Source organism: Orenia metallireducens, from assembly GCF_003001995.1.
GTDB lineage: Bacteria > Bacillota > Halanaerobiia > Halobacteroidales > Halobacteroidaceae > Orenia > Orenia metallireducens_B.
Genome location: NZ_PVNB01000019.1, coordinates 36,704 through 55,351, shown reverse-complemented (window position 1 = coordinate 55,351; position 18,648 = coordinate 36,704). Strand labels below are relative to the sequence as shown.

Here is an 18,648-nt window from a genome sequence, read left to right as displayed (position 1 = left end):
AGGGGTTAATAATGGGTAAAAGAATTATTCATACTGACCAAGCACCACAGGCTATAGGACCATATTCTCAAGCAACTGAGTTGAAGGGAACACTCTTTGTCTCAGGGCAAATACCTATTAATCCAGCAACAGGTGAGTTGATTGAGGGGAATGTAGAAGCTCAAACAAGACAGGTATTGGAGAACTTAAAAGCTATCTTATCAGAAGCAGGTTATGACTTTAAGGATGTAATGAAAGCAGAGGTATTTATCGCTGATATGAATGATTTTAGTCAAATTAATGGAGTTTATGCAGAGTACTTTGCCAAAGAGCCACCTGCTAGAGCCTGCGTAGAAGTAAGTAGATTGCCTAAAGATGTTAAGGTGGAGATAGCCTTAATTGCTATGAAGGGATAGGAGCAGCAATGAGTGACGAGAAGAGGTTTTTATTTGTCACCCGTCACTTGTCACCGATTACTGAAGTTTGTAAATATATTAATTAATAGGTATTTAGCTATATTAAAAAGCAATTGAAAATAATAATTCAAATCATAATTTATAGAAAGTAAGGTGGTAGTAGTTGTTACAGAAAGAAGATTATCTGCCAATTTTGGCAGGGGTTATAACCTCATCGATCTTTGGCTTCTCTTTTTTATTTACTAAGCGGGCTTTAGATTATTTAGATATCTTTCATTTATTGGCTTTGAGATTTACTTTTGCTGCACTGTTATTGATGGTATTAAAGGCTTTGGGGGTTATCAAGATAGATTTTAAGGGTAAGAGGTTGGGGTTGTTAATTTTATTAGGAATCTGCCAACCTGTAGCTTACTTTATCTGTGAAACTGTCGGTTTAGAGTTAACAACCTCTTCAGAAGCAGGGATGATGATTGCTCTAATTCCCGTGTTAGTAACTATTTTGGGAGCGATATTTCTCCAAGAGGTTCCTGATAAGAAGCAATTATTGTTTATCATTATTTCGGTAATTGGAGTAATCTTTATCGTTGTGATGAAAGGCAATAGAGAGGTTGATGGGAATTTATTGGGAATGTTTATTCTATTAGGGGCTGTATTTTCTGCAGCATTTTACAATATAATTTCTAGAAAGTCTTCATTACAGTTCAAGCCTATAGAGATAACCTATTTGATGATGATAATGGGAGCAGGTGTATTCAACTCAATCTCTATCTTTAATCATTTTAGAGAGGGGACTATAGCCAATTATTTAGTATCTTTGACTAACTTAGATGTACTCTTTGCTATATTCTATTTAGGGGTCTTATCCTCAGTATTGGCATTCTTTTTGGTCAACTTTACATTATCTAAGTTAGAGGCATCCCGTTCAGCAGTATTTGCTAACTTGACTACAATAATCTCTGTGATTGCAGGTGTGTTCTTTAGAGGTGAGCCCTTTTATTGGTTCCATCTTGTAGGTGGCTTGATGATAATGATGGGGGTATGGGGTACTAATTACTATGGTAGAGTAAAGATAATAGAAGAGAGTAATTTAGATTATTAAATGATTGATATCAATTGATGACTTTACTCTTAATAAACAAATCTTAGAAGGACTAAAATAGTATAGGATAAATAAAGGGATAGCTTATAAGCTATCCCTTTATTTTATAAAATATTCTTAATAATTACATAAGTTACTTTTGATATATAATCTCTAAAAGGAGGAATTATCAATATGCCCATAGAATATAAATACTATTAAAACCTATTTTTCGACAACAATCTACAAGAAAATGGGTTTTCATCTGAAAAATAACTTTATTGTTCCTAAATTGAGGAGGAAACAATAGATGGGATTAAATAAAAAGCGCTTAGGCGATATATTAATAGATGAAAATTTAATAAATGAGCAAGATTTACAAGAAGCATTAAAGGAACAGAAAAGGTCAAATAAGAGGTTAGGGCAGATATTAGTAGAGTTAGGTCTAGTTACAGAAGAGGAGATTGCAACTTCTTTAAATCACCAGTTAGGTATCTTATTGTTGACAGAGAGTGATAAAAAGAATATTAAAGATGAGATAATTGGAATTTTAGATGAAGAGTATATTAGAGAGAATAGGGTCTTTCCTATTAGAAGAGAGGGTAAGATGTTGATCTTAGCTATGGAGAACCCTCAAAATATTGTAGCTGTTGATGAGATAGAGGAGAAGACCAATTTAGAGGTAATGCCGCGGATTACTACTCCTAGCAATATAGATAGCTTGATTGAGACTTATTTGGGAGAGAGGGAGTTAGAGGAGTTTATTGATAGCATCGATGAGATTGCCTTTGAACAGGTTGTTGACGATGATGATATAGATCAGAGCTTATTACAGGAGCAGTTAGAGGATACACCTATTATCAAGACTGTTAATCAGATAATAGTAACAGGGATTCGCCATAAGGCCAGTGATATCCATATTGAACCTATGGAGACGGGGACAAGAGTCAGGTATCGAATTGATGGTGTTTTACAGACTGAGATGGTCTTCCATCAGAATATCCATATGGCTTTAGTATCTAGAATTAAGGTTATGAGTGGTCTAGATATAGCTGAGAGGAGAAAGGCCCAAGATGGAAGGATAAATATTGAGTTTGGAAATATTAAAGCAGATCTAAGAATATCGATTCTACCTTCTGTGTTAGGGGAGAAGGTTGTAATTAGAATCTTTGATAACACAAATCTGAAATTGAGCTTTAATTCAATCGGTTTTTCGGCAGATAATTTGAGAAAGTTCAAAGAGTTAATTAAGAAACCAAATGGGATGATACTTTTGACAGGTCCTACTGGTAGTGGAAAGACAACAACTTTATATACAGCCTTAAATTATCTAAATGAAGATACTAAGAATATATTAACTATTGAAGATCCTGTGGAGTATCAGATTGAAGGGATTACTCAGACCCCTGTTAATCCTAAAAAAGATATGACCTTTGCCAGAGTATTGCGAATATTCTTAAGGCAAGATCCAGATATCATCATGGTAGGGGAGATAAGAGATAAGGAGACTGCTGAGACTGCTATTCAGGCTGCTTTAACAGGGCATTTAGTCTTGAGTACCCTCCATACCAATAGTGCTGCAGGAGCAATTAGCCGTTTAGTTAATATGGGAGTAGAACCCTTCTTGATTGCTGATGCTGTTATAGGGGTAGTTGCTCAGCGATTGGTTAGAAGGCTATGCCCTCAATGTAGTAGTGATGTTGATAGTACAGAGTATCATCTAGTTAATGATTATTTGACTGCTGATTTCACAGCACTTCAAGCAGATGGTTGTGACTTCTGTAATCAGATTGGCTATAAAGGGAGAACTGCTGTCCATGAATTATTAGAGGTTACTCCTAAGATCAAGGAATCTATCGTCGCTAAGGATCCTTCAGATAAGATTGAACAAGTTGCGATTGAAGAAGGAATGATTACCTTATTTAGAGATGGATTAGATAAGGTTAATCAAGGAATAACCAGTATTGAAGAGGTATTGAGAGTAGCTGATATTAGTTAGAATTAAGGCGGAGTTTGAGTAAAACATTAGACCAATATTTGTATGGTTTACTTATCCTCAACCTTAGACTTAAACGATCCAATATCTATTGCTAGTCTCCATAGATTAATAATAAGTCTTAATTAAGAGTGGGGGGGATATAAGTTGGCTAAAAAATTTCAATATCAAGCTCGAGACTCATCGGGAAGGAAGAAGTCAGGGCAAATTGAAGCTCAATCGAAGCAGGAGGCACTGACCAAATTAAAGGCTATGGGCTTATTGGTATTGGGCTTAGAAGTGGAGAAGAAGGGGTTTAGCTTGAAAGGGTATCTTGATAAATTGAATTCTATTGAGATTTTACCAGCTCGAGTAGGTTTAAAGGATAAATATATCTTCTGTCGCCAGCTCTCATCTATGATTAGCTCAGGAATTCCAATCGTTAACGGCTTGCAGTCCTTGGCAAAGCAGGTGGAGAATAAGAGCTTAAAGAGGGCTGTTAAAGATATAGCGATAGAGATTGAGAAGGGAAGGAGCTTTTCTGCTGCTTTGAGGCAATCCCCCAATATCTTCTCTAATTACTTTATTAGATTAGTAGAGGTTGGTGAGACAGGGGGATTTTTAGATGAGACTTTGATGAACTTGGCAGATTATTTCAAGGATCAGAATGAGAAGAGAAAAGAGATAATCTCCAATATTACTTATCCAATTATTACTATGGGTTCGTCAATAATTGTACTGATTTTGATGATGGTCAAGGTCTTGCCTAACTTCATGAAGACCTTTGAGAAACTCAATGTTGAGCTACCTTTGCCAACTAAGATTTTATTGAGAGTCAGTAACTTGATGAGCAGTTATTGGTGGCTTTTGTTATTAGGTATAATTCTATTATTATTATCGACCTACTATTATTATCGAACTGACAAGGGAAGATATCAGATTGATAAGTTATTATTACAGATACCTATTTTAAAGGGTTTTATTCTAGAGAATTCACTGATTATCTTTGCTAAGAATCTAAGTCTGTTAGAAAGAACTGGAATCCCTTTCTTACAGGGAATGGAGATAGTCAACCAGAATATCACCAATAGGGCTATCCGCTACAAGTTAGACAAGGCAAGGCTGAAGATTAAGGATGGCTTCAATATCACTACAGCTCTCAAGCAGCAGGATGTCTTTCCTGATATTGCGTTACAGATGATACAGACTGCTGAGAATACTGGGAGTTTAGAAGAAAAACTCAATGATATTGTCGACTTTTATCAAGATGAGGTGGAGGAGAAGTTTGCTCGAATGATTGCTTTATTGGAGCCGAGCTTGATTATCTTTTTAACCTTTGGAATTGGTGGGATTGTAGCTTCAGTTATCTTACCAATCTTTAAGATGTCACAAGGGTATTAAGGGCAGTGATGAGTAATGAGTGACTAGTGAAGAGTTAAGGTCAAGAGATAAATGTGAGTGTAGACTGTTCTTACAGTTTATAATATAAATTAATAAAATTTAGGAGGAATGAAGATGTTTAAAAAGCTAATCAGAAATCAAGAAGGGTTTACTCTATTAGAGTTAATCGTAGTAGTAGCAGTAATTGGTATCTTAGCTGCGATTATCGTACCACAGGTCAGTGATATTAGTAATGATGCTACAGAAAATAGTGTAAGAGCAAGTTTAGCAAATGCTCAAACTGCATTAGAGCAATATAAACTAGATGAAGATAATACTGGTTATCCTGCTGATGAAGATAGTTTATCAGATGCTGGTATTACTATTGACGGTGATTATACTTATTTAACTGGTACTGATAATACAACATATGTTTTATATTACGATGATAAATTTGCTTTAGATAGTGATGATACATCTGCAGATGATTATTTATTTGTAGACAGTTCTCAATCTGGAGTACAGAAACTTGAGGTTACTGGTACTACTAAGCCAACAGCACCATAATTATAATTATTTGTTTAAAGAGAAAACAATGGGCAAATATTTGCCCATTGTTCTCCTTAAAGCAAACACAGTCTACAATGTAAAGTTTATAGTTATTATTTATCCTACGAGTTTTACAAAGCGAAAACTCGACCTGAGCCGATGAGAATCTTTGAGTTTCAAATGGAAGTTTATAACTGCGGCTCCACTGTAAACTGTACACTGTAAATTGTCAACTAAAAAAAGAGTGTGGTGATTTAATGAAACTACAGCAAGAGGAAGCAGGTTTTACCTTAATCGAAATAGTTCTAGCTACAGCAATCTTAGGAATAGTAGCAGTAGCCTTCAGTAGCTATTGGACTAGCAGTAGCCAAGCCTTAGAGGATATTCATTTAAGAACTGTGGCGAGAGAACTAGCTAAGAACTCTTTAGAGGTCTTAAGGGCAGAGGCTGACTCTTTAGAGGATGGTGATGATTTTAGTGCTTTCTTGCAAGGGGTAGCCACTGAGCAGAGTGGAGAGGTAGAGCTAGATAAGATAGATTTTAGTAGAAATATTAGTCTAGAGGATGTTGAAGTGGGATTGAAGAAGATAATCATAGAAGTGAGCTGGTATCAGGGTGAGCAGAGCTTTAAGCTGACTACCTTGCTTGCGGATAGAAGAAGAGTCGATTGATATAGAGCTTTGAGGTGAGAGGATTGTTAAAGATAGATAATATTAAGCTTAGCGATGAGTCAGGCTTTACCTTATTGGAGTTGGTAGTGGTAATTGGGTTGATTGCTTTAATCTCTGCCTCTTTGGGAAGTCTAATAGTTACTCAATTTGAAATGTTTGATTTTAATACTAAGCAAGGTGCATTAAATGACCAGAGTGAGTTGATCTTTAATTATTTAGAGCGGGATATAGACCGATCTGCAGAAGTATCTATTGAAGATTCTAAAAGGTTAGTTTTAGAGTTAGATATAGATTTAGATAAAGAGACAGATAAGATAGTTAAGTATGAGCAAGAAAATACTAAACTAAAAAGAATCGTTTATAATGGTAATCAAACTGATACTATAGCTGATAGTTATATAATCACTGATATGCTTGAGGATATAAATTTCACTAAAGGTCAGAAACAATTGACTATTAGGATTAAATTAAAGAATAAGGATATGATTAGAGAATTGAATAAAGAATATTATTTATCTGAATACTCTTATATTGAATATGAATAATTACTTGACTAAAAGATTTAAGGGAATAGTGGTGATTTAATAAATGATTTATAATCAAATTAAGCAAGAAGAAGGTTCGGCTTTATTATTGGTCTTGATACTTATGACTGTAGCTATCACTTTAATTACCACTATGAATAATATTATTTATAGTACTATTAATCAGACTGAAAAAGAGGAAAAAATAGAGAAAGCAAAATTATTGGCAGAGGGTGGCGTAGAAGTAGCATTAATTAGCTATGATAAGGGTACTATTACAACTGAACTACAAAGCTTAGGAGAAGGAGACTATAGAATTGATGAGGTTAAATTAGTTGACGATTATTTGCTAATTAAAAGTACTGGAATAATAGAAGATATAAGCAAAAGTATACAGATTAAGAAAAAAATAAGCAATTATTTTGATGGAGTAAATGATCATGAAAGAATAGATTATCGTAGTGACTTTGATATAAGTAATGCCATTACTATCGAAGCATGGGTTAAGGTGGATGAGAAAGCTAATTTCCCTATTACTTTATTAAGTAGAAGGGGTATCTTTAAAGTTTATATAGACAAAAATTCTAAGCTAGCTGTAGATAGCTATACTAAAAATAATGGTGGTGCTCAAACAGTAAGAACCTCTAAACTTGATTTATCTGGGTGGACTCATATAGCAGTAGTATATGAATTTCAAGCAGATAGTGGAAGTGGAGGAGGTAATAGTAGTAGTGATGTTCTTTATCCGCCAAATGGTCCAATAAAATATAAAGATAATTTAGAAGATATATCTTATAGTCCAGTAACTTTATATGATCAAAATCAAGAGATAGTATATGATGAAGGGGCACGAGAAGATATAACTTATAGTGGATATGGAAAGTCATATGATCAAAATAATCATTTGAGATATGAAGGTCAATGGGATAATGGCGAATATGATGAAGAGGGAACCTTATATGACCAGAATCAAAAGATGAGATATGAAGGTGGATGGAATAAAGGGAAACTTGATGGTGAGGGAATTGTATATGATCAAAATGGTAAAAAGAGATACGAAGGTGGATGGGATAACGGGGTTTATGATGGATATGGCAAATTATATGATCAAAATGGTCGCTTGAGGTATGAAGGTGAATGGAATCAAGGAGAGGCAGGTTATGGAAGATATTATGACCAAAATGGAAATTTTGTTTATGAAGGTTATTGGGAGAATGATCAACCTGCTGAAAAAGGAAAAGAAAATGGAAATGGAAATGGAAATGGAAATGGAAATGGAAATGGAAATGGAAATGGAAATGGAAATGGAAATGGAAATGGAAATGGAAGCTACCAATTTTATGTAAATGCTAGCAAAGAAAAGAGTGCAGGTAATATTCAAACCTCTCTTCCTATCAATACAAATGAATTAGTAATTGGAGCCAATCCTGATTATAGTGAAAAATGGCATGGCTATATTAAAGATTTAAGGGTTTGGGATTATGCTAGAAGTCAAGAAGAGATAGCCAATAATAAAGATAAGCATTTAACAACGGCTGAAGCGGGACTAATATTTGTTTATCCATAAGATTGATAAGTATAAGAATTTAATATTAATTGGATATTTTAGATTTGGAGGTGAGATTTTGTTCAATATCTTTAAAAATTCAGGAAGATTAGGGATAGAAATCAGCAACTCTATTAAGATAGCTGAATTTAAAGAGAATAAATTTAAAACAGGAGAATACAAGCAGCTAACTATAGAAGAATTGAAAAATTTTACTTCTAAAGATACTATCACTTCCATCAGTACTAAAGATATTAAAATAAAATTTATCAAAATACCCGATGACCTATCAACAAAAGAAATTGAACAGATGGTAGAGCTTGAATTTGCCGATGAGAATTTGGTGATTCAGCATGAGGTAGTAGAATCTTTACAAGAGAAGTATGTGATAGGATATGGGGTTGAGAAGCCTTTGATTAAAGAGCGTTTTGAGCAGCTAAAGGCTTTAAAGCTAAAACCTAAAGTTGTAGAAACGGAATTTCATGCCAATATCAGATACTTATATAGCCAATATCCTGATTTGAGTGAGACGGTATCATTGATAGATATTGGCGATAAGACCACAGATTTAATTATTGCCCAAGGTGGAAGGCTGATCTTTTTAAGGAGTTTTGATTTTGCAGGAAGGCATATTACTGAGAAATTAGCTACTATCAATAGAATCACCTCTGAGCAAGCAGAACGTTATAAGAAACAAGGGGTTACTAAGGAAGAGTTAAGGATTATATTAGAGGAATTAAGGAGCCAAATCTATCAATCGATAGATTATTTTCAGTCAGAGTATAAGGTAAGGGTAGCTAAGCTTTTTTTGACTGGAGGCAGTAGTAATTTTAAAGGGCTGCAGAGCTATTTAGAGGATCAGATTGGGATAGAGGCTATTAAGCTAGAGGATAATTTATACTCTGTAGTAAAGGGGCTGGCTTTAAGAGAAGAGTAGTTAACTTCATTAAGGGGTGTTTTCTATGGTTAATTTCTTAACTGATGATTTTTTTAAGAAAGAGAGGATTAATAACCTTATCTTTGTAGGGGCGTTACTGTCTCTGGTTTTGATTGCTTCTATAAGCCATATATACTTAAAACTATATTTTGAGAATAAAGAGTTAGAATTGAAACAAGAAGCAATTAGAACGGAGCTATCAAAATTAGATAGTAGCCTACTTAAGGTGGAGGATTTAAAGGATAAAAGAAGGAATATAGAGGAGAAATTAAGTGAAAAGAATGAATTTTTAGCAAAGATGGTTTCTTCTACTAGGATTTTTAAAGAGCTTGATTTATTATATTCCAATCAATTATATTTGAAGAATTTTCAATTGAGCAATAATAATTTTCAACTTTTAGGTGTTACAACTGAGGTAAAGTATTTAAATCAGTTAAACCAAAGGCTAGAAGTATCTGATTTTTTCGATGAGTTCTATTTAGAAGGAATTGATAAATTAGATGATAGACTTGAATTTAAGCTAAGGGGGACCCTGCAGAAAGGAGAATAGAGATGTGGAAAAAATGGCTTGTGATTGTACTAATCCTATTACTAATAGGGTCTGGATTCTATGAATTTATCTATAACCCCTTATATGCTAAATATCAACAGAATATTATCGAATTTAGCCATCTGAGTAGCGAATTAGATAAGAAGAGAGTAGAAGTATTGGCCTTGCAGAAGTTAGAGGAGGAGTATAAGTCTCTATTAGCAGAATTAGAAGAAGGTAGTGATAATAATCTCTTAAATAAGGATGAAATAAATAGCTTTATTATCAAATTGAATAGTTATACAATTATTAAAAAGGTAGATTTCACACTACCGCCTAAGGAAGAACTATTAATCTCTTTGGAAATCAATGGGAATTTTCAAGAGATATATGATCTTTTAGAGAGTATTGAATATCTCTATAATACCAAAGCTATAAATATCAGACAGAGTAAAGAAGAAGTGGTCGTAAATGTATCCCTCCTTTTTCCTATAGAGAGGAATGAGTCATAATTGAGAAAACTGATAATTTTAGTACTGCTAGTAATTCTAAGTTGTGGACTGTATTTTCACCATCAAGATAATTGGGGGCAAAAAAGAGAAGAGATAAATGCTTTTAAGGAGAAAATAGCTAAAGGTAATCTTAAAGAGTCTCACAAGATAAAGATATCCCCCAAAAATGAGAGTCAAGTTAGTGATAGTGATGTTGAACTGAAATCACCTTTTAACTCTAAGCTAGCAGTAGCTATGGCAACGAAACTAGCAGAGGATAGAGTTAAAGAGGTTAAAAATAATAATGAAGTTAAAGAGAAGATTGAGAAAAAGCAGAAGATAGAGATTCAACGACCTGACTTTGATTTGAAGGGGATAGTGATAATTGGTGAATATCGGCGTGTTAATATCGAATTTGCTGGAGATTATAAACGCCTTAGTAAGGGGCAGGAAATCGATAGGTTTACTCTAGTAGATATCTCTAGAAATAGTGCTACCTTTAAAAAGGGTGAGAGTTACTTTGAATTTAGAATTGATGATAGAGATTAGAGGTGATTACATTGTCTATTATATTCATCGTTCTAGTTAAACTTCAGGATAAATAGTATCTTTTATGTGGGTATATTGTGACATTTTTTCAAATGGATAACGAACAATTTCTAAAGTAGGGTCTGGTCGCGACCAGACTCTACAAAAAGATTAAAATTTATAAAATAACGAAAATGTCGCATTATCTATCTTAAACTTTATTTCAGAATGAGATATATACATTATCAAATCTTTCTAAAAAAAGGAGGGGAGAATCATTAAAAGAAAGAGGATTAATCAATTTATACTACTATTACTGCTATTATTTTTATTTAATTCTACTGGACAGGCGTTATCTAAGGAAGATAAGATTAATCTCAATTTTAAGGATATGGACTTAATAGAGGCCTTTAGAATCTTGGCAGAGACAGCAGAAATGAATATAGCCACTGATAGCTCGATAGAGGGAAAGATTACCCTTTATTTAGACAATGTGTCCTTCTTAGAAGCGATGGATATTCTAACTAAGACCAATGGTTTAAGCTATAAAATTATTCATAATACCATCTTTGTTGCTCCTACTGAGAAGATAAAGAAGAATTATGAAGCTAAGCTAACTAGAGTCTTTAAACTCAAAAACTCTGACCCAGAAAAGATCAAAGAGAATTTAGACCATTTAATCGATGATGGGGCAATCAAGATTAATCAGCGCACTAATAGTCTAATTATTACAACTTATGAAAGTAATTTCGATCAAATTGAAGAGACTATTGCTGCCTTAGATTACTCTAGAAGGCAGATTGCTTTACAGGTTCGTTTTGAAGAGATATCCCATACAGGGTTAAAGGATTTAGGGGTCAATTGGGAGTTTTCAGGTGAGGGCAAGGTAGATGATGGGAGTTCAAGTACTACGCCGAATTTAAAGATTGGGAATCTAAACTTCAATTATAGTGTCTCTTTAGAGGCTTTAGAGAGTTCAGGGGTAGCCAATGTTTTGGCAAATCCAAAGATTACAACGATTGAAGGTGAAGAGGCCAATATCAATATCGGTGATGAGATTCCTATTTTAACACTCCAGACAACAGATGAGGATGAGACCTCTCAGGAGATAGAGTTTAAGAATATCGGGATTGATTTGAAGATAACCCCTAAGATAACTGATGACAATAATATTTTTATCGATTTACAGCCAGAGATAACCACCTTTTTAGACTGGGTTGAGATTAATGGGACCCGGTATCCTACAGTTAGTATCAAGAAGGTTGGAACTAAGGTCAAGGTCAATAGTGGAGAGACTTTAGCTATTGGTGGATTGATTCAAGAAAAAGAGTATGAAACTATGTCTAAAGTTCCCCTGTTAGGTGATCTACCTATTTTAGGCAAGCTCTTTAGTCAAAAGAACTTTGAAAGTGAAAAGAGAGAGTTGATTATCTTTATTACTCCTAAGATTATTAATGATAATAGTGGCTTAGATACTCCAACTAAAAAACAAGATAAGAAGCCCTCTATAGAGACAGAAAATATTAATGATAACCAAGAAAATATCAGCTTAAAGAAAGAACAGGATCACAAAGAACTGTTATTAGTTAGCCAAAAGGCATCTAATGATGATTTGCTTAAAGCTTTTATAATTCAAGTTGGTGCTTTTGATAAAGAAGAGAATGCTAGAAATTTCTCGCAAGAATTAAAGAAAAAAGGTTTTGAAGCTGATATTGTAAATGAAGGGACTTATAAAGTACAGTTAGGTCCTTTTAAGACTATGGCTTCAGCTCAAAAAACAGGGCAACTGCTTAAAAAGCAAGGCTTAAAATTTTATATTAAGGACTTTAAGTATCATAAAGGGTATGAATTATAGCAAGCTTAGATTTAAATTTCTGTTTATTATAGAGATGGTCTTACTTGTGCCTAAGCTATTATAAAGTTTGTTGATTAAGTACCACAGCTAGCTGTGGTACTTAATCATTTCTCTTAGCTATATTTTGTTAGATATAATTTATAAGGATACTTCCTTGTGATTACTAATAGTTCTCTAATCTAGCAATTTCTTTTTTTTATCGGTTAGATGTGTTATAATAAATTTTAATGTGATAATTTCTAAATTATAAAAAAAGTGAGTTTAAAGGGAGGAAACATGGAGATAATTATCAGTCATCAAAGAACTGATTTTGATGGACTAGCTTCTATGGTAGCAGCACAGAAGTTACATCCTCAAGCTACTATGGTCTTTTCAGGTAAGTTAACTAATAATGTGAAGAAATTTACGACTTTATATAAAGGCAGAATTCCTATTAAATATGCTAAAGAGATAGATAAATCTAAAGTTACTAAAGTAATTATGGTAGATACTAGAGTTGCCTCAAGGGTAGGTGCTTTTTCTAAACTAGTCAAAAGTGATGGGATTGATGTATTAATCTATGATCATCACCTTGAGCGACAGAGAAATTTAGAGAATGCCGAGGAAATTATTGAAGAGGTTGGAGCAACTACGACTATGCTGGTCAGTAGGTTGAAGAAGAAAGGTATTGAGATAACCTCCTTTGAAGCCACCTTATTTGCTCTAGGAATCTATGAGGATACAGGTTGCTTAGTCTATAAGAGTACTACTGTTAAAGATGCTCAGGCAGTAGCTTACTTACTGGAGAAAGGGGCAAACTTGGAAGTGGTTGAAGAGTATATAGAGTACTCTTTGAGCCGAAAGCAACATCAATTATTCAATAAATTGTTGGATTCTATCCATCCAATTCATATTAAGGGCTTTGAAATCGATATCTTCCAATCAGAGATCGATGAATATGTCCCAGATATTTCATTATTAGCCCATAAGTTAAATGAATTACATAACTCTGATGCTTTATTTGTACTGGTTAAATATGATAGTAAGGTACTGATTATTGGTCGTAGCAATAATGATAGTATCAATGTAGCAGAGATATTGAAATATTATGGTGGAGGTGGTCACACAAGGGCGGCCTCAGCCAATTTAAAAGCCGAAGATGATAAGGACTTGCTAGATTATCAAGAGGATCTATTATGTATTGTTAAAGAGCGGGTCAATCCAGCAGTCTTAGTTAAAGATATTATGTCAAGCCCTGTAAGAACTATAACCTCTGATACAACTATGGGCAAAGCCGATGAAATTATGTTGGAGGAAGGGTACTCTGGATTGATAGTTGCAGATGATGATGAGATTATAGGGATCATATCTCGCAATGATATAGATAAGGTGAGAAAGCATGGCTTATTACATGCTCCCGTAAAAGGCTATATGTCCAATGGGGTAGTTACTATTAATGAAACAGCATCCTTGAAAGAGGTACAGGATGCTATTGTAGAGAATAATGTTGGGCGCCTACCAGTACTTGACTCTGAAGGTGAATTGGTAGGTATTATTACTAGAAATGACCTGTTGAGAATCTTTTATGGTAGGGATGATTATTTAAAGAACAGGCAGCACCTTTACGGTAGAAGTCTAGTAAAGGTACAAGAGAAGAGGTATGATATCAGTGATAGGTTGAAACTAATAGATCAACAGACCCTTCAGCTATTTAAAAAGGCAGGTGCTCTAGCAGAGGAGTTAGAGTATAATCTATATATTGTTGGTGGATTTGTCCGTGATCTATTATTGGGTAAAGCCAATCTAGATTTAGATTTGGTGGTTGAAGGTGATGGAATTGAATTTGCTCGTAGGCTCAATAAAGAGTTAAAAGGGGAGCTTGATATCTATCATGAATTTGGTACAGCAGTATTGACCTTAGAGGATGGGATGAAATTAGATGTGGCTACAACTAGAGTTGAGTATTATTCTGGAATTGCTAGTCTTCCTGAGGTAGAGCTTGGTTGTATTCAACAGGATCTCTTTAGAAGGGACTTCTCTATCAATGCTCTAGCTATTCAGTTAAATGGTCACTCCTTTGGTCAGCTTGTCGATTATTTTAATGGCAGAGAAGATTTAGAGCAAGGAGTTATTAGACTCTTACACAATTTCAGTCTATATGATGACCCAACTAGAATCTTTAGAGGATTGAGATTTGCTAGCCGCTATGGATTTAAATTTGAACCCCGTACCAAAGAGTTGATTAAGCAGGCTGTTGATCTAGATGTGATAGAGAAGCTAAGTAATAATAGACTTTTTAGTAAATTACAGCTGGGTTTACAGGATAAGTACCCAATTAAATTTATTAATCTATTACAAGAGGAGAATATTTTAAGTTATATCTCTCCAGATATCCGGTGGAATGAAGAGAAAGAAAAGTTAGCCACTAAAGTAGTAGATGTGTTAGAGTGGTTGAAGACTTTAAATCTCTCCTTTAAATTTAATGAATGGGTACTCTATTTGATGGTTCTAATCTGGGGGATGAATCATGAACAGATTAAAGAGTTTAATCAGAAGTTTAATTTAAATAAGAATCTATCTTATCGCTTATTCTTTACTTTAAGTTTTGATAGCCTTAGCAGTAGGTTAAAAGCTGCAGAGGATAATAGTGAGATCTATTATTTATTGGAAGGCTTTGCGATTGAAGATTTACTATTACTATTGATTAAAGATTTTACTTTAAAGGATAAGGTTAAGCTATATTTAGAAGAGCTACGCTGGATAGATATCAAAGTCTCTGGAGAGGATATTATTGACTTTGGTTATAAACCAGGTCCTTTCTTTCAAGATGCTTTGCAAGCAGTTAAGAAGGCCAAATTAGATGGAAAGATTGTGAATTATCAACAAGAGCAGAGATATCTGCGAGATTATATAGAAAAGAGGGGTGAATAAAGTGAATACAATTGCAGAATTGGTCTTATTAATACCTATTTTGTTATTATCTTTATCCTTTCATGAATATGCCCATGGAAAGATGGCAGATTTATTAGGTGATCCAACACCAAAGATGACTGGTCGTTTGACTTTAAACCCCTTAGCCCATTTAGATCCGATGGGAACATTAGTATTACTGATTACCCGTAGATTCGGTTGGGCTAAGCCAGTACAGGTCAATCCTCGTTATTTTAAAGATCGTAAAAAGGGGATGATGCTAGTAGGATTGGCTGGTCCTTTATCAAATATAACACTAGCTATAGGCTTTGCATTCTTATATAGATTTGTAGGTAATTTCTTTTATACTTTAATAGACCCAAGAGTCGTTAATACTCTATTTATCACAGGGATTTATCTAAATCTAGGATTGGCTGTCTTTAATTTATTGCCAGTACCACCTTTAGATGGTTCTAAGATATTAGCGGGATTGTTGCCAGCTAGTATGAATAAATTTATCTATAATTTAGAAGCCTATGGACCTTTTATTCTACTATTTTTACTATTTACCAATGGAATTGGAGTAATATTGAGTCCTGCTATAAATATTCTAAGGATAGGAATCTTTAAATTAGTAGGATTAATGTAGAGAACAAAGAATAACTAATAAAAAATAGTTTTGAGTTTTTTACTATTCACCATTAATTATTAACTATTCATTGCATTTAAAAAGGGAGGATTTATTATGTCGAAAAAAGGAACTATATTCAGTGGGATGCGTCCTACTGGAAAATTACATTTAGGACATTTAATTGGGGTGCTTGATAATTGGAAGCAACTCCAAGATGAATATAACTGTATCTTTGAGGTTGCTGATTGGCATGCCTTGACTACTAAATATGAAGATACTGAACAACTACAAAATAATATTAGAGGACAAGTGATTGATTGGATTGCTGCAGGGATTGATCCTGAAAGAAGTATTATTTTTGTTCAATCCCATATACCAGAGATTGCTGAGTTGAATCTATTATTATCAATGATTATATCAGTTTCACGCTTAGAGAGAAATCCAACTTATAAAGAGCAGGTTCAAGAGTTGGGAGTAAAGGATTCTATTCCTTTTGGACTATTAGAGTATCCAGTCTTACAGGCTGCTGATATCTTAGCTTTTAAGGGTGATACGGTTCCAGTTGGAGAGGATCAACTACCACATATTGAGATAACTAGAGAGCTTGCTCGAAGATTTAACCACTTATATGTGGAGACCTTCCCAGAGCCAGAAGCTAAGTTAGGTGAGGTTACTAAATTATTAGGTTTAGATGGTCGTAAGATGAGCAAAAGCTATGGCAACTCTATTTACTTGGCTGATAGCCCTGAAGAGATTGCAAGAAAGGTTAAGAGTATGGTGACAGATCCACAAAGAATTAGGTTAAAGGACCCTGGTGATCCTGAGGTCTGTTCAGTCTATTCTTACCATAAATTATTTACTCCAGATAGAGTTGAAGAGGTGGCAGAGGGCTGTCGTAATGCTACTTTAGGCTGTATGGATTGTAAGAAGATATTATCAGATTCAATTATCGATTACCTATCTGAAATCCATGAAAAGAGAAAAGAGCTAGAGGCTAAGCCTGAAATTGTTGATGAAATTTTAGCTGAAGGTGCTAACAAAGCTAGAGCTATAGCTAAAGAGACATTAACTCAAGTCAGAACTGCTATGAATCTAAGATAGGGTTAGAGGTGAGCGTATGGGCTATGAGGTAAAGATTGATGCTTTTCAAGGTCCTATTGATCTATTAATGCATTTGTTGAAGAAGAATAAAGTAGAGATTTATGATATTCCCATTGCAGAGATTACCCGCCAGTATTTAGAGTACATTGCTAATATGCAGAAGTTAGATTTAGATGTGGCTAGTGAATTTTTAATTATGGCAGCACAGCTAATGGAGATCAAAGCCCAGACCTTATTGCCTAAAGAGAGAAGTGGCGATGATGAGGAAGAGGTAGACCCTCGCCAAGAGTTGGTGGAGAAGCTACTAGAGTATAAGAAGTATAAACAATTGGCTTTAGAGCTACAGGATTTTGAGCAGAAGCAGCGAAAGTCATATACTCGTAATGTAGCTCCTTTGTTAAGTGAGTTGGAGTTTGAAAAGTCTAATCCTCTAGAAGGGGTTACTATAGATCAATTCATCTCTGCCTTCCATACAGCATTGAAGAAAGGTAAAAATAAGAAGGTTGATAAGAAGGAAGAACAGCATGTAGATACTTTAGACCACTTAAAGGCAGAAGAAATTACTATCAAAGAGCAACAGGGTTATATAATGCAAAGATTAGTTGTAGTTGATGGTGAAATTAGTTTTATGGAATTGTTCTCTCAATTCAGCTCTAGATTAGAGGTAGTTGTTACTTTTATGGCATTATTAGAGCTGATTAAGATTAATGAGGTCAAGATTAAACAGGATAATAACTTTGATGAGATTATGATTTACCGTTTAGGGAGTGGTGGTCGGTGCTAAGTAAAGTTGAAGTAAAGGCTGCAATAGAAGCATTATTGTTTATGGCAACAGACCCTTTGCCAATTAAGGTGATCAAAGAGGTCTTGGATATTGGAGTTAAAGATATCAAAGATGCTTTAGAGTTACTTGAAGCAGAGTATACTAGGGGAGATAAGGGAATTGAGTTGGTACAGGTCAGTAATGGCTATCAATTACAGACTAAAGCAGAATTTCTACCTTTTATCAAAGAGTTACATAAACCGGAGATGAATAATACTTTAAGCCAAGCTGCTTTAGAGACCTTAGCGATTATTGCCTATAAACAGCCTGCTACTAGAGCAGAGGTTGAGGATATTAGAGGTGTCAATGTTGAAAAGGCTTTAAAGACGTTACAGAAGCGAGGCTTAATAGAAGAGCAAGGGAGAAAGGATACTATAGGAAATCCAATTCTTTATGGAACTACAGCTGAATTCTTACAGTATATGGGGTTAAATAGCTTAGATGAGCTACCACCAGCTCAGGAGTTTACAGAGTTATATGATGAAGAGATAGAGAAAGCAATTGATAATATAGAGGATAACTAAGAATAATCAGGTGCTTGTAAGCACCTGATTATTTTTTTAGAGTAATATTATGATTATCAAGTTATTACAATATATGGATCTAAATTAAAGAACTTGAGCTAGCTCAAGTTCTTTTGTCATTTAAAGATACAATTATAAATTTTTACTAGTCTGTATTTTATATTATCCTAAAAGGAATAATGAAATTGTATCTTTACTTTTTATATCTTAGATTTAGCTTTA

At 34.3% G+C, this 18,648-nt stretch carries 18 protein-coding genes; all 18 read left to right on the top strand.

Translation table 11 applies throughout. From position 1 onward, the window contains the following. Positions 1-11 precede the first annotated feature (11 nt). The 18 genes from BX659_RS12765 to scpB all read left to right on the top strand — a co-directional run bounded on the left by BX659_RS12765 (position 12) and on the right by scpB (position 18,426). Positions 12-395: a RidA family protein gene (locus BX659_RS12765; RefSeq protein WP_097018600.1), complete on the top strand. Its 384-nt coding sequence runs from the start codon at positions 12-14 to the stop codon at positions 393-395. A gap of 163 nt (positions 396-558) precedes the next feature. After that, positions 559-1,494 (top strand): DMT family transporter, encoded by a 936-nt coding sequence (locus BX659_RS12760; protein WP_097018599.1) that lies wholly within the window; start codon positions 559-561, stop codon positions 1,492-1,494. Between the two features lie 289 nt (positions 1,495-1,783). Next, on the top strand, positions 1,784-3,472 hold the full coding sequence (locus BX659_RS12755; RefSeq protein ID WP_097018598.1) for a GspE/PulE family protein: 1,689 nt from the start codon (positions 1,784-1,786) through the stop codon (positions 3,470-3,472). 144 nt (positions 3,473-3,616) lie between these two features. Beyond that, on the top strand, positions 3,617-4,849 hold the full coding sequence (locus tag BX659_RS12750) for a type II secretion system F family protein (protein WP_097018597.1): 1,233 nt from the start codon (positions 3,617-3,619) through the stop codon (positions 4,847-4,849). A gap of 114 nt (positions 4,850-4,963) precedes the next feature. Then, positions 4,964-5,395, top strand: a complete 432-nt coding sequence (locus tag BX659_RS19605) for a type IV pilin protein (RefSeq protein WP_097018596.1) — start codon at positions 4,964-4,966, stop codon at positions 5,393-5,395. Between the two features lie 239 nt (positions 5,396-5,634). After that, complete coding sequence (locus BX659_RS12740) at positions 5,635-6,048, top strand: type IV pilus modification PilV family protein (protein WP_097018595.1); 414 nt, start codon at positions 5,635-5,637, stop codon at positions 6,046-6,048. 23 nt (positions 6,049-6,071) lie between these two features. Continuing rightward, complete coding sequence (locus tag BX659_RS12735; protein WP_172431933.1) at positions 6,072-6,593, top strand: type II secretion system protein; 522 nt, start codon at positions 6,072-6,074, stop codon at positions 6,591-6,593. A gap of 43 nt (positions 6,594-6,636) precedes the next feature. Further along, positions 6,637-8,139: a LamG-like jellyroll fold domain-containing protein gene (locus BX659_RS12730; RefSeq protein ID WP_106231888.1), complete on the top strand. Its 1,503-nt coding sequence runs from the start codon at positions 6,637-6,639 to the stop codon at positions 8,137-8,139. Positions 8,140-8,197: 58 nt separating this feature from the next. Further along, positions 8,198-9,055: a pilus assembly protein PilM gene (gene pilM / locus BX659_RS12725; protein WP_172431932.1), complete on the top strand. Its 858-nt coding sequence runs from the start codon at positions 8,198-8,200 to the stop codon at positions 9,053-9,055. Between the two features lie 25 nt (positions 9,056-9,080). Next, positions 9,081-9,605 carry a PilN domain-containing protein gene (locus BX659_RS12720; protein ID WP_097018591.1) on the top strand — a complete coding sequence of 175 codons (525 nt, stop codon included), beginning with the start codon at positions 9,081-9,083 and terminating at the stop codon, positions 9,603-9,605. A 2-nt stretch (positions 9,606-9,607) separates the two neighbouring features. Continuing rightward, positions 9,608-10,096 carry a hypothetical protein gene (locus tag BX659_RS12715; RefSeq protein WP_097018590.1) on the top strand — a complete coding sequence of 163 codons (489 nt, stop codon included), beginning with the start codon at positions 9,608-9,610 and terminating at the stop codon, positions 10,094-10,096. Next, on the top strand, positions 10,097-10,624 hold the full coding sequence (locus tag BX659_RS12710) for a hypothetical protein (RefSeq protein WP_097018589.1): 528 nt from the start codon (positions 10,097-10,099) through the stop codon (positions 10,622-10,624). Between the two features lie 370 nt (positions 10,625-10,994). After that, positions 10,995-12,458, top strand: a complete 1,464-nt coding sequence (locus tag BX659_RS12705) for an SPOR domain-containing protein (protein WP_097018588.1) — start codon at positions 10,995-10,997, stop codon at positions 12,456-12,458. A 276-nt stretch (positions 12,459-12,734) separates the two neighbouring features. Next, positions 12,735-15,368: a CBS domain-containing protein gene (locus BX659_RS12700; protein ID WP_097018587.1), complete on the top strand. Its 2,634-nt coding sequence runs from the start codon at positions 12,735-12,737 to the stop codon at positions 15,366-15,368. Position 15,369: 1 nt separating this feature from the next. After that, entirely contained in the window at positions 15,370-15,996 is a 627-nt protein-coding gene (locus BX659_RS12695; RefSeq protein WP_097018586.1) for a site-2 protease family protein, read from the top strand. Positions 15,997-16,092: 96 nt separating this feature from the next. After that, the gene (trpS, locus tag BX659_RS12690) at positions 16,093-17,079 is read left to right on the top strand and encodes a tryptophan--tRNA ligase (protein ID WP_097018585.1); all 987 of its coding nucleotides are present in this window, start codon (positions 16,093-16,095) and stop codon (positions 17,077-17,079) included. 16 nt (positions 17,080-17,095) lie between these two features. After that, positions 17,096-17,863 (top strand): segregation and condensation protein A, encoded by a 768-nt coding sequence (locus tag BX659_RS12685; RefSeq protein ID WP_097018584.1) that lies wholly within the window; start codon positions 17,096-17,098, stop codon positions 17,861-17,863. Next, on the top strand, positions 17,857-18,426 hold the full coding sequence (gene scpB / locus BX659_RS12680) for an SMC-Scp complex subunit ScpB (protein ID WP_097018583.1): 570 nt from the start codon (positions 17,857-17,859) through the stop codon (positions 18,424-18,426). Before BX659_RS12685 ends, scpB begins: the two co-directional genes overlap by 7 nt. The last annotated feature ends 222 nt before the right edge of the window (positions 18,427-18,648 follow it).

What these genes read in the sequence shown, in the direction of transcription:
- BX659_RS12765 (WP_097018600.1), top strand. Translation starts at nt 12, where the DNA reads ATGGGTAAAAGAATTATTCATACTGACCAAGCACCACAGGCTATAGGA.
- BX659_RS12755 (WP_097018598.1), top strand. Translation starts at nt 1,784, where the DNA reads ATGGGATTAAATAAAAAGCGCTTAGGCGATATATTAATAGATGAAAAT.
- BX659_RS19605 (WP_097018596.1), top strand. Translation starts at nt 4,964, where the DNA reads ATGTTTAAAAAGCTAATCAGAAATCAAGAAGGGTTTACTCTATTAGAG.
- BX659_RS12740 (WP_097018595.1), top strand. Translation starts at nt 5,635, where the DNA reads ATGAAACTACAGCAAGAGGAAGCAGGTTTTACCTTAATCGAAATAGTT.
- BX659_RS12730 (WP_106231888.1), top strand. Translation starts at nt 6,637, where the DNA reads ATGATTTATAATCAAATTAAGCAAGAAGAAGGTTCGGCTTTATTATTG.
- BX659_RS12720 (WP_097018591.1), top strand. Translation starts at nt 9,081, where the DNA reads ATGGTTAATTTCTTAACTGATGATTTTTTTAAGAAAGAGAGGATTAAT.
- BX659_RS12715 (WP_097018590.1), top strand. Translation starts at nt 9,608, where the DNA reads ATGTGGAAAAAATGGCTTGTGATTGTACTAATCCTATTACTAATAGGG.
- BX659_RS12705 (WP_097018588.1), top strand. Translation starts at nt 10,995, where the DNA reads ATGGACTTAATAGAGGCCTTTAGAATCTTGGCAGAGACAGCAGAAATG.
- BX659_RS12700 (WP_097018587.1), top strand. Translation starts at nt 12,735, where the DNA reads ATGGAGATAATTATCAGTCATCAAAGAACTGATTTTGATGGACTAGCT.
- trpS (WP_097018585.1), top strand. Translation starts at nt 16,093, where the DNA reads ATGTCGAAAAAAGGAACTATATTCAGTGGGATGCGTCCTACTGGAAAA.
- BX659_RS12685 (WP_097018584.1), top strand. Translation starts at nt 17,096, where the DNA reads ATGGGCTATGAGGTAAAGATTGATGCTTTTCAAGGTCCTATTGATCTA.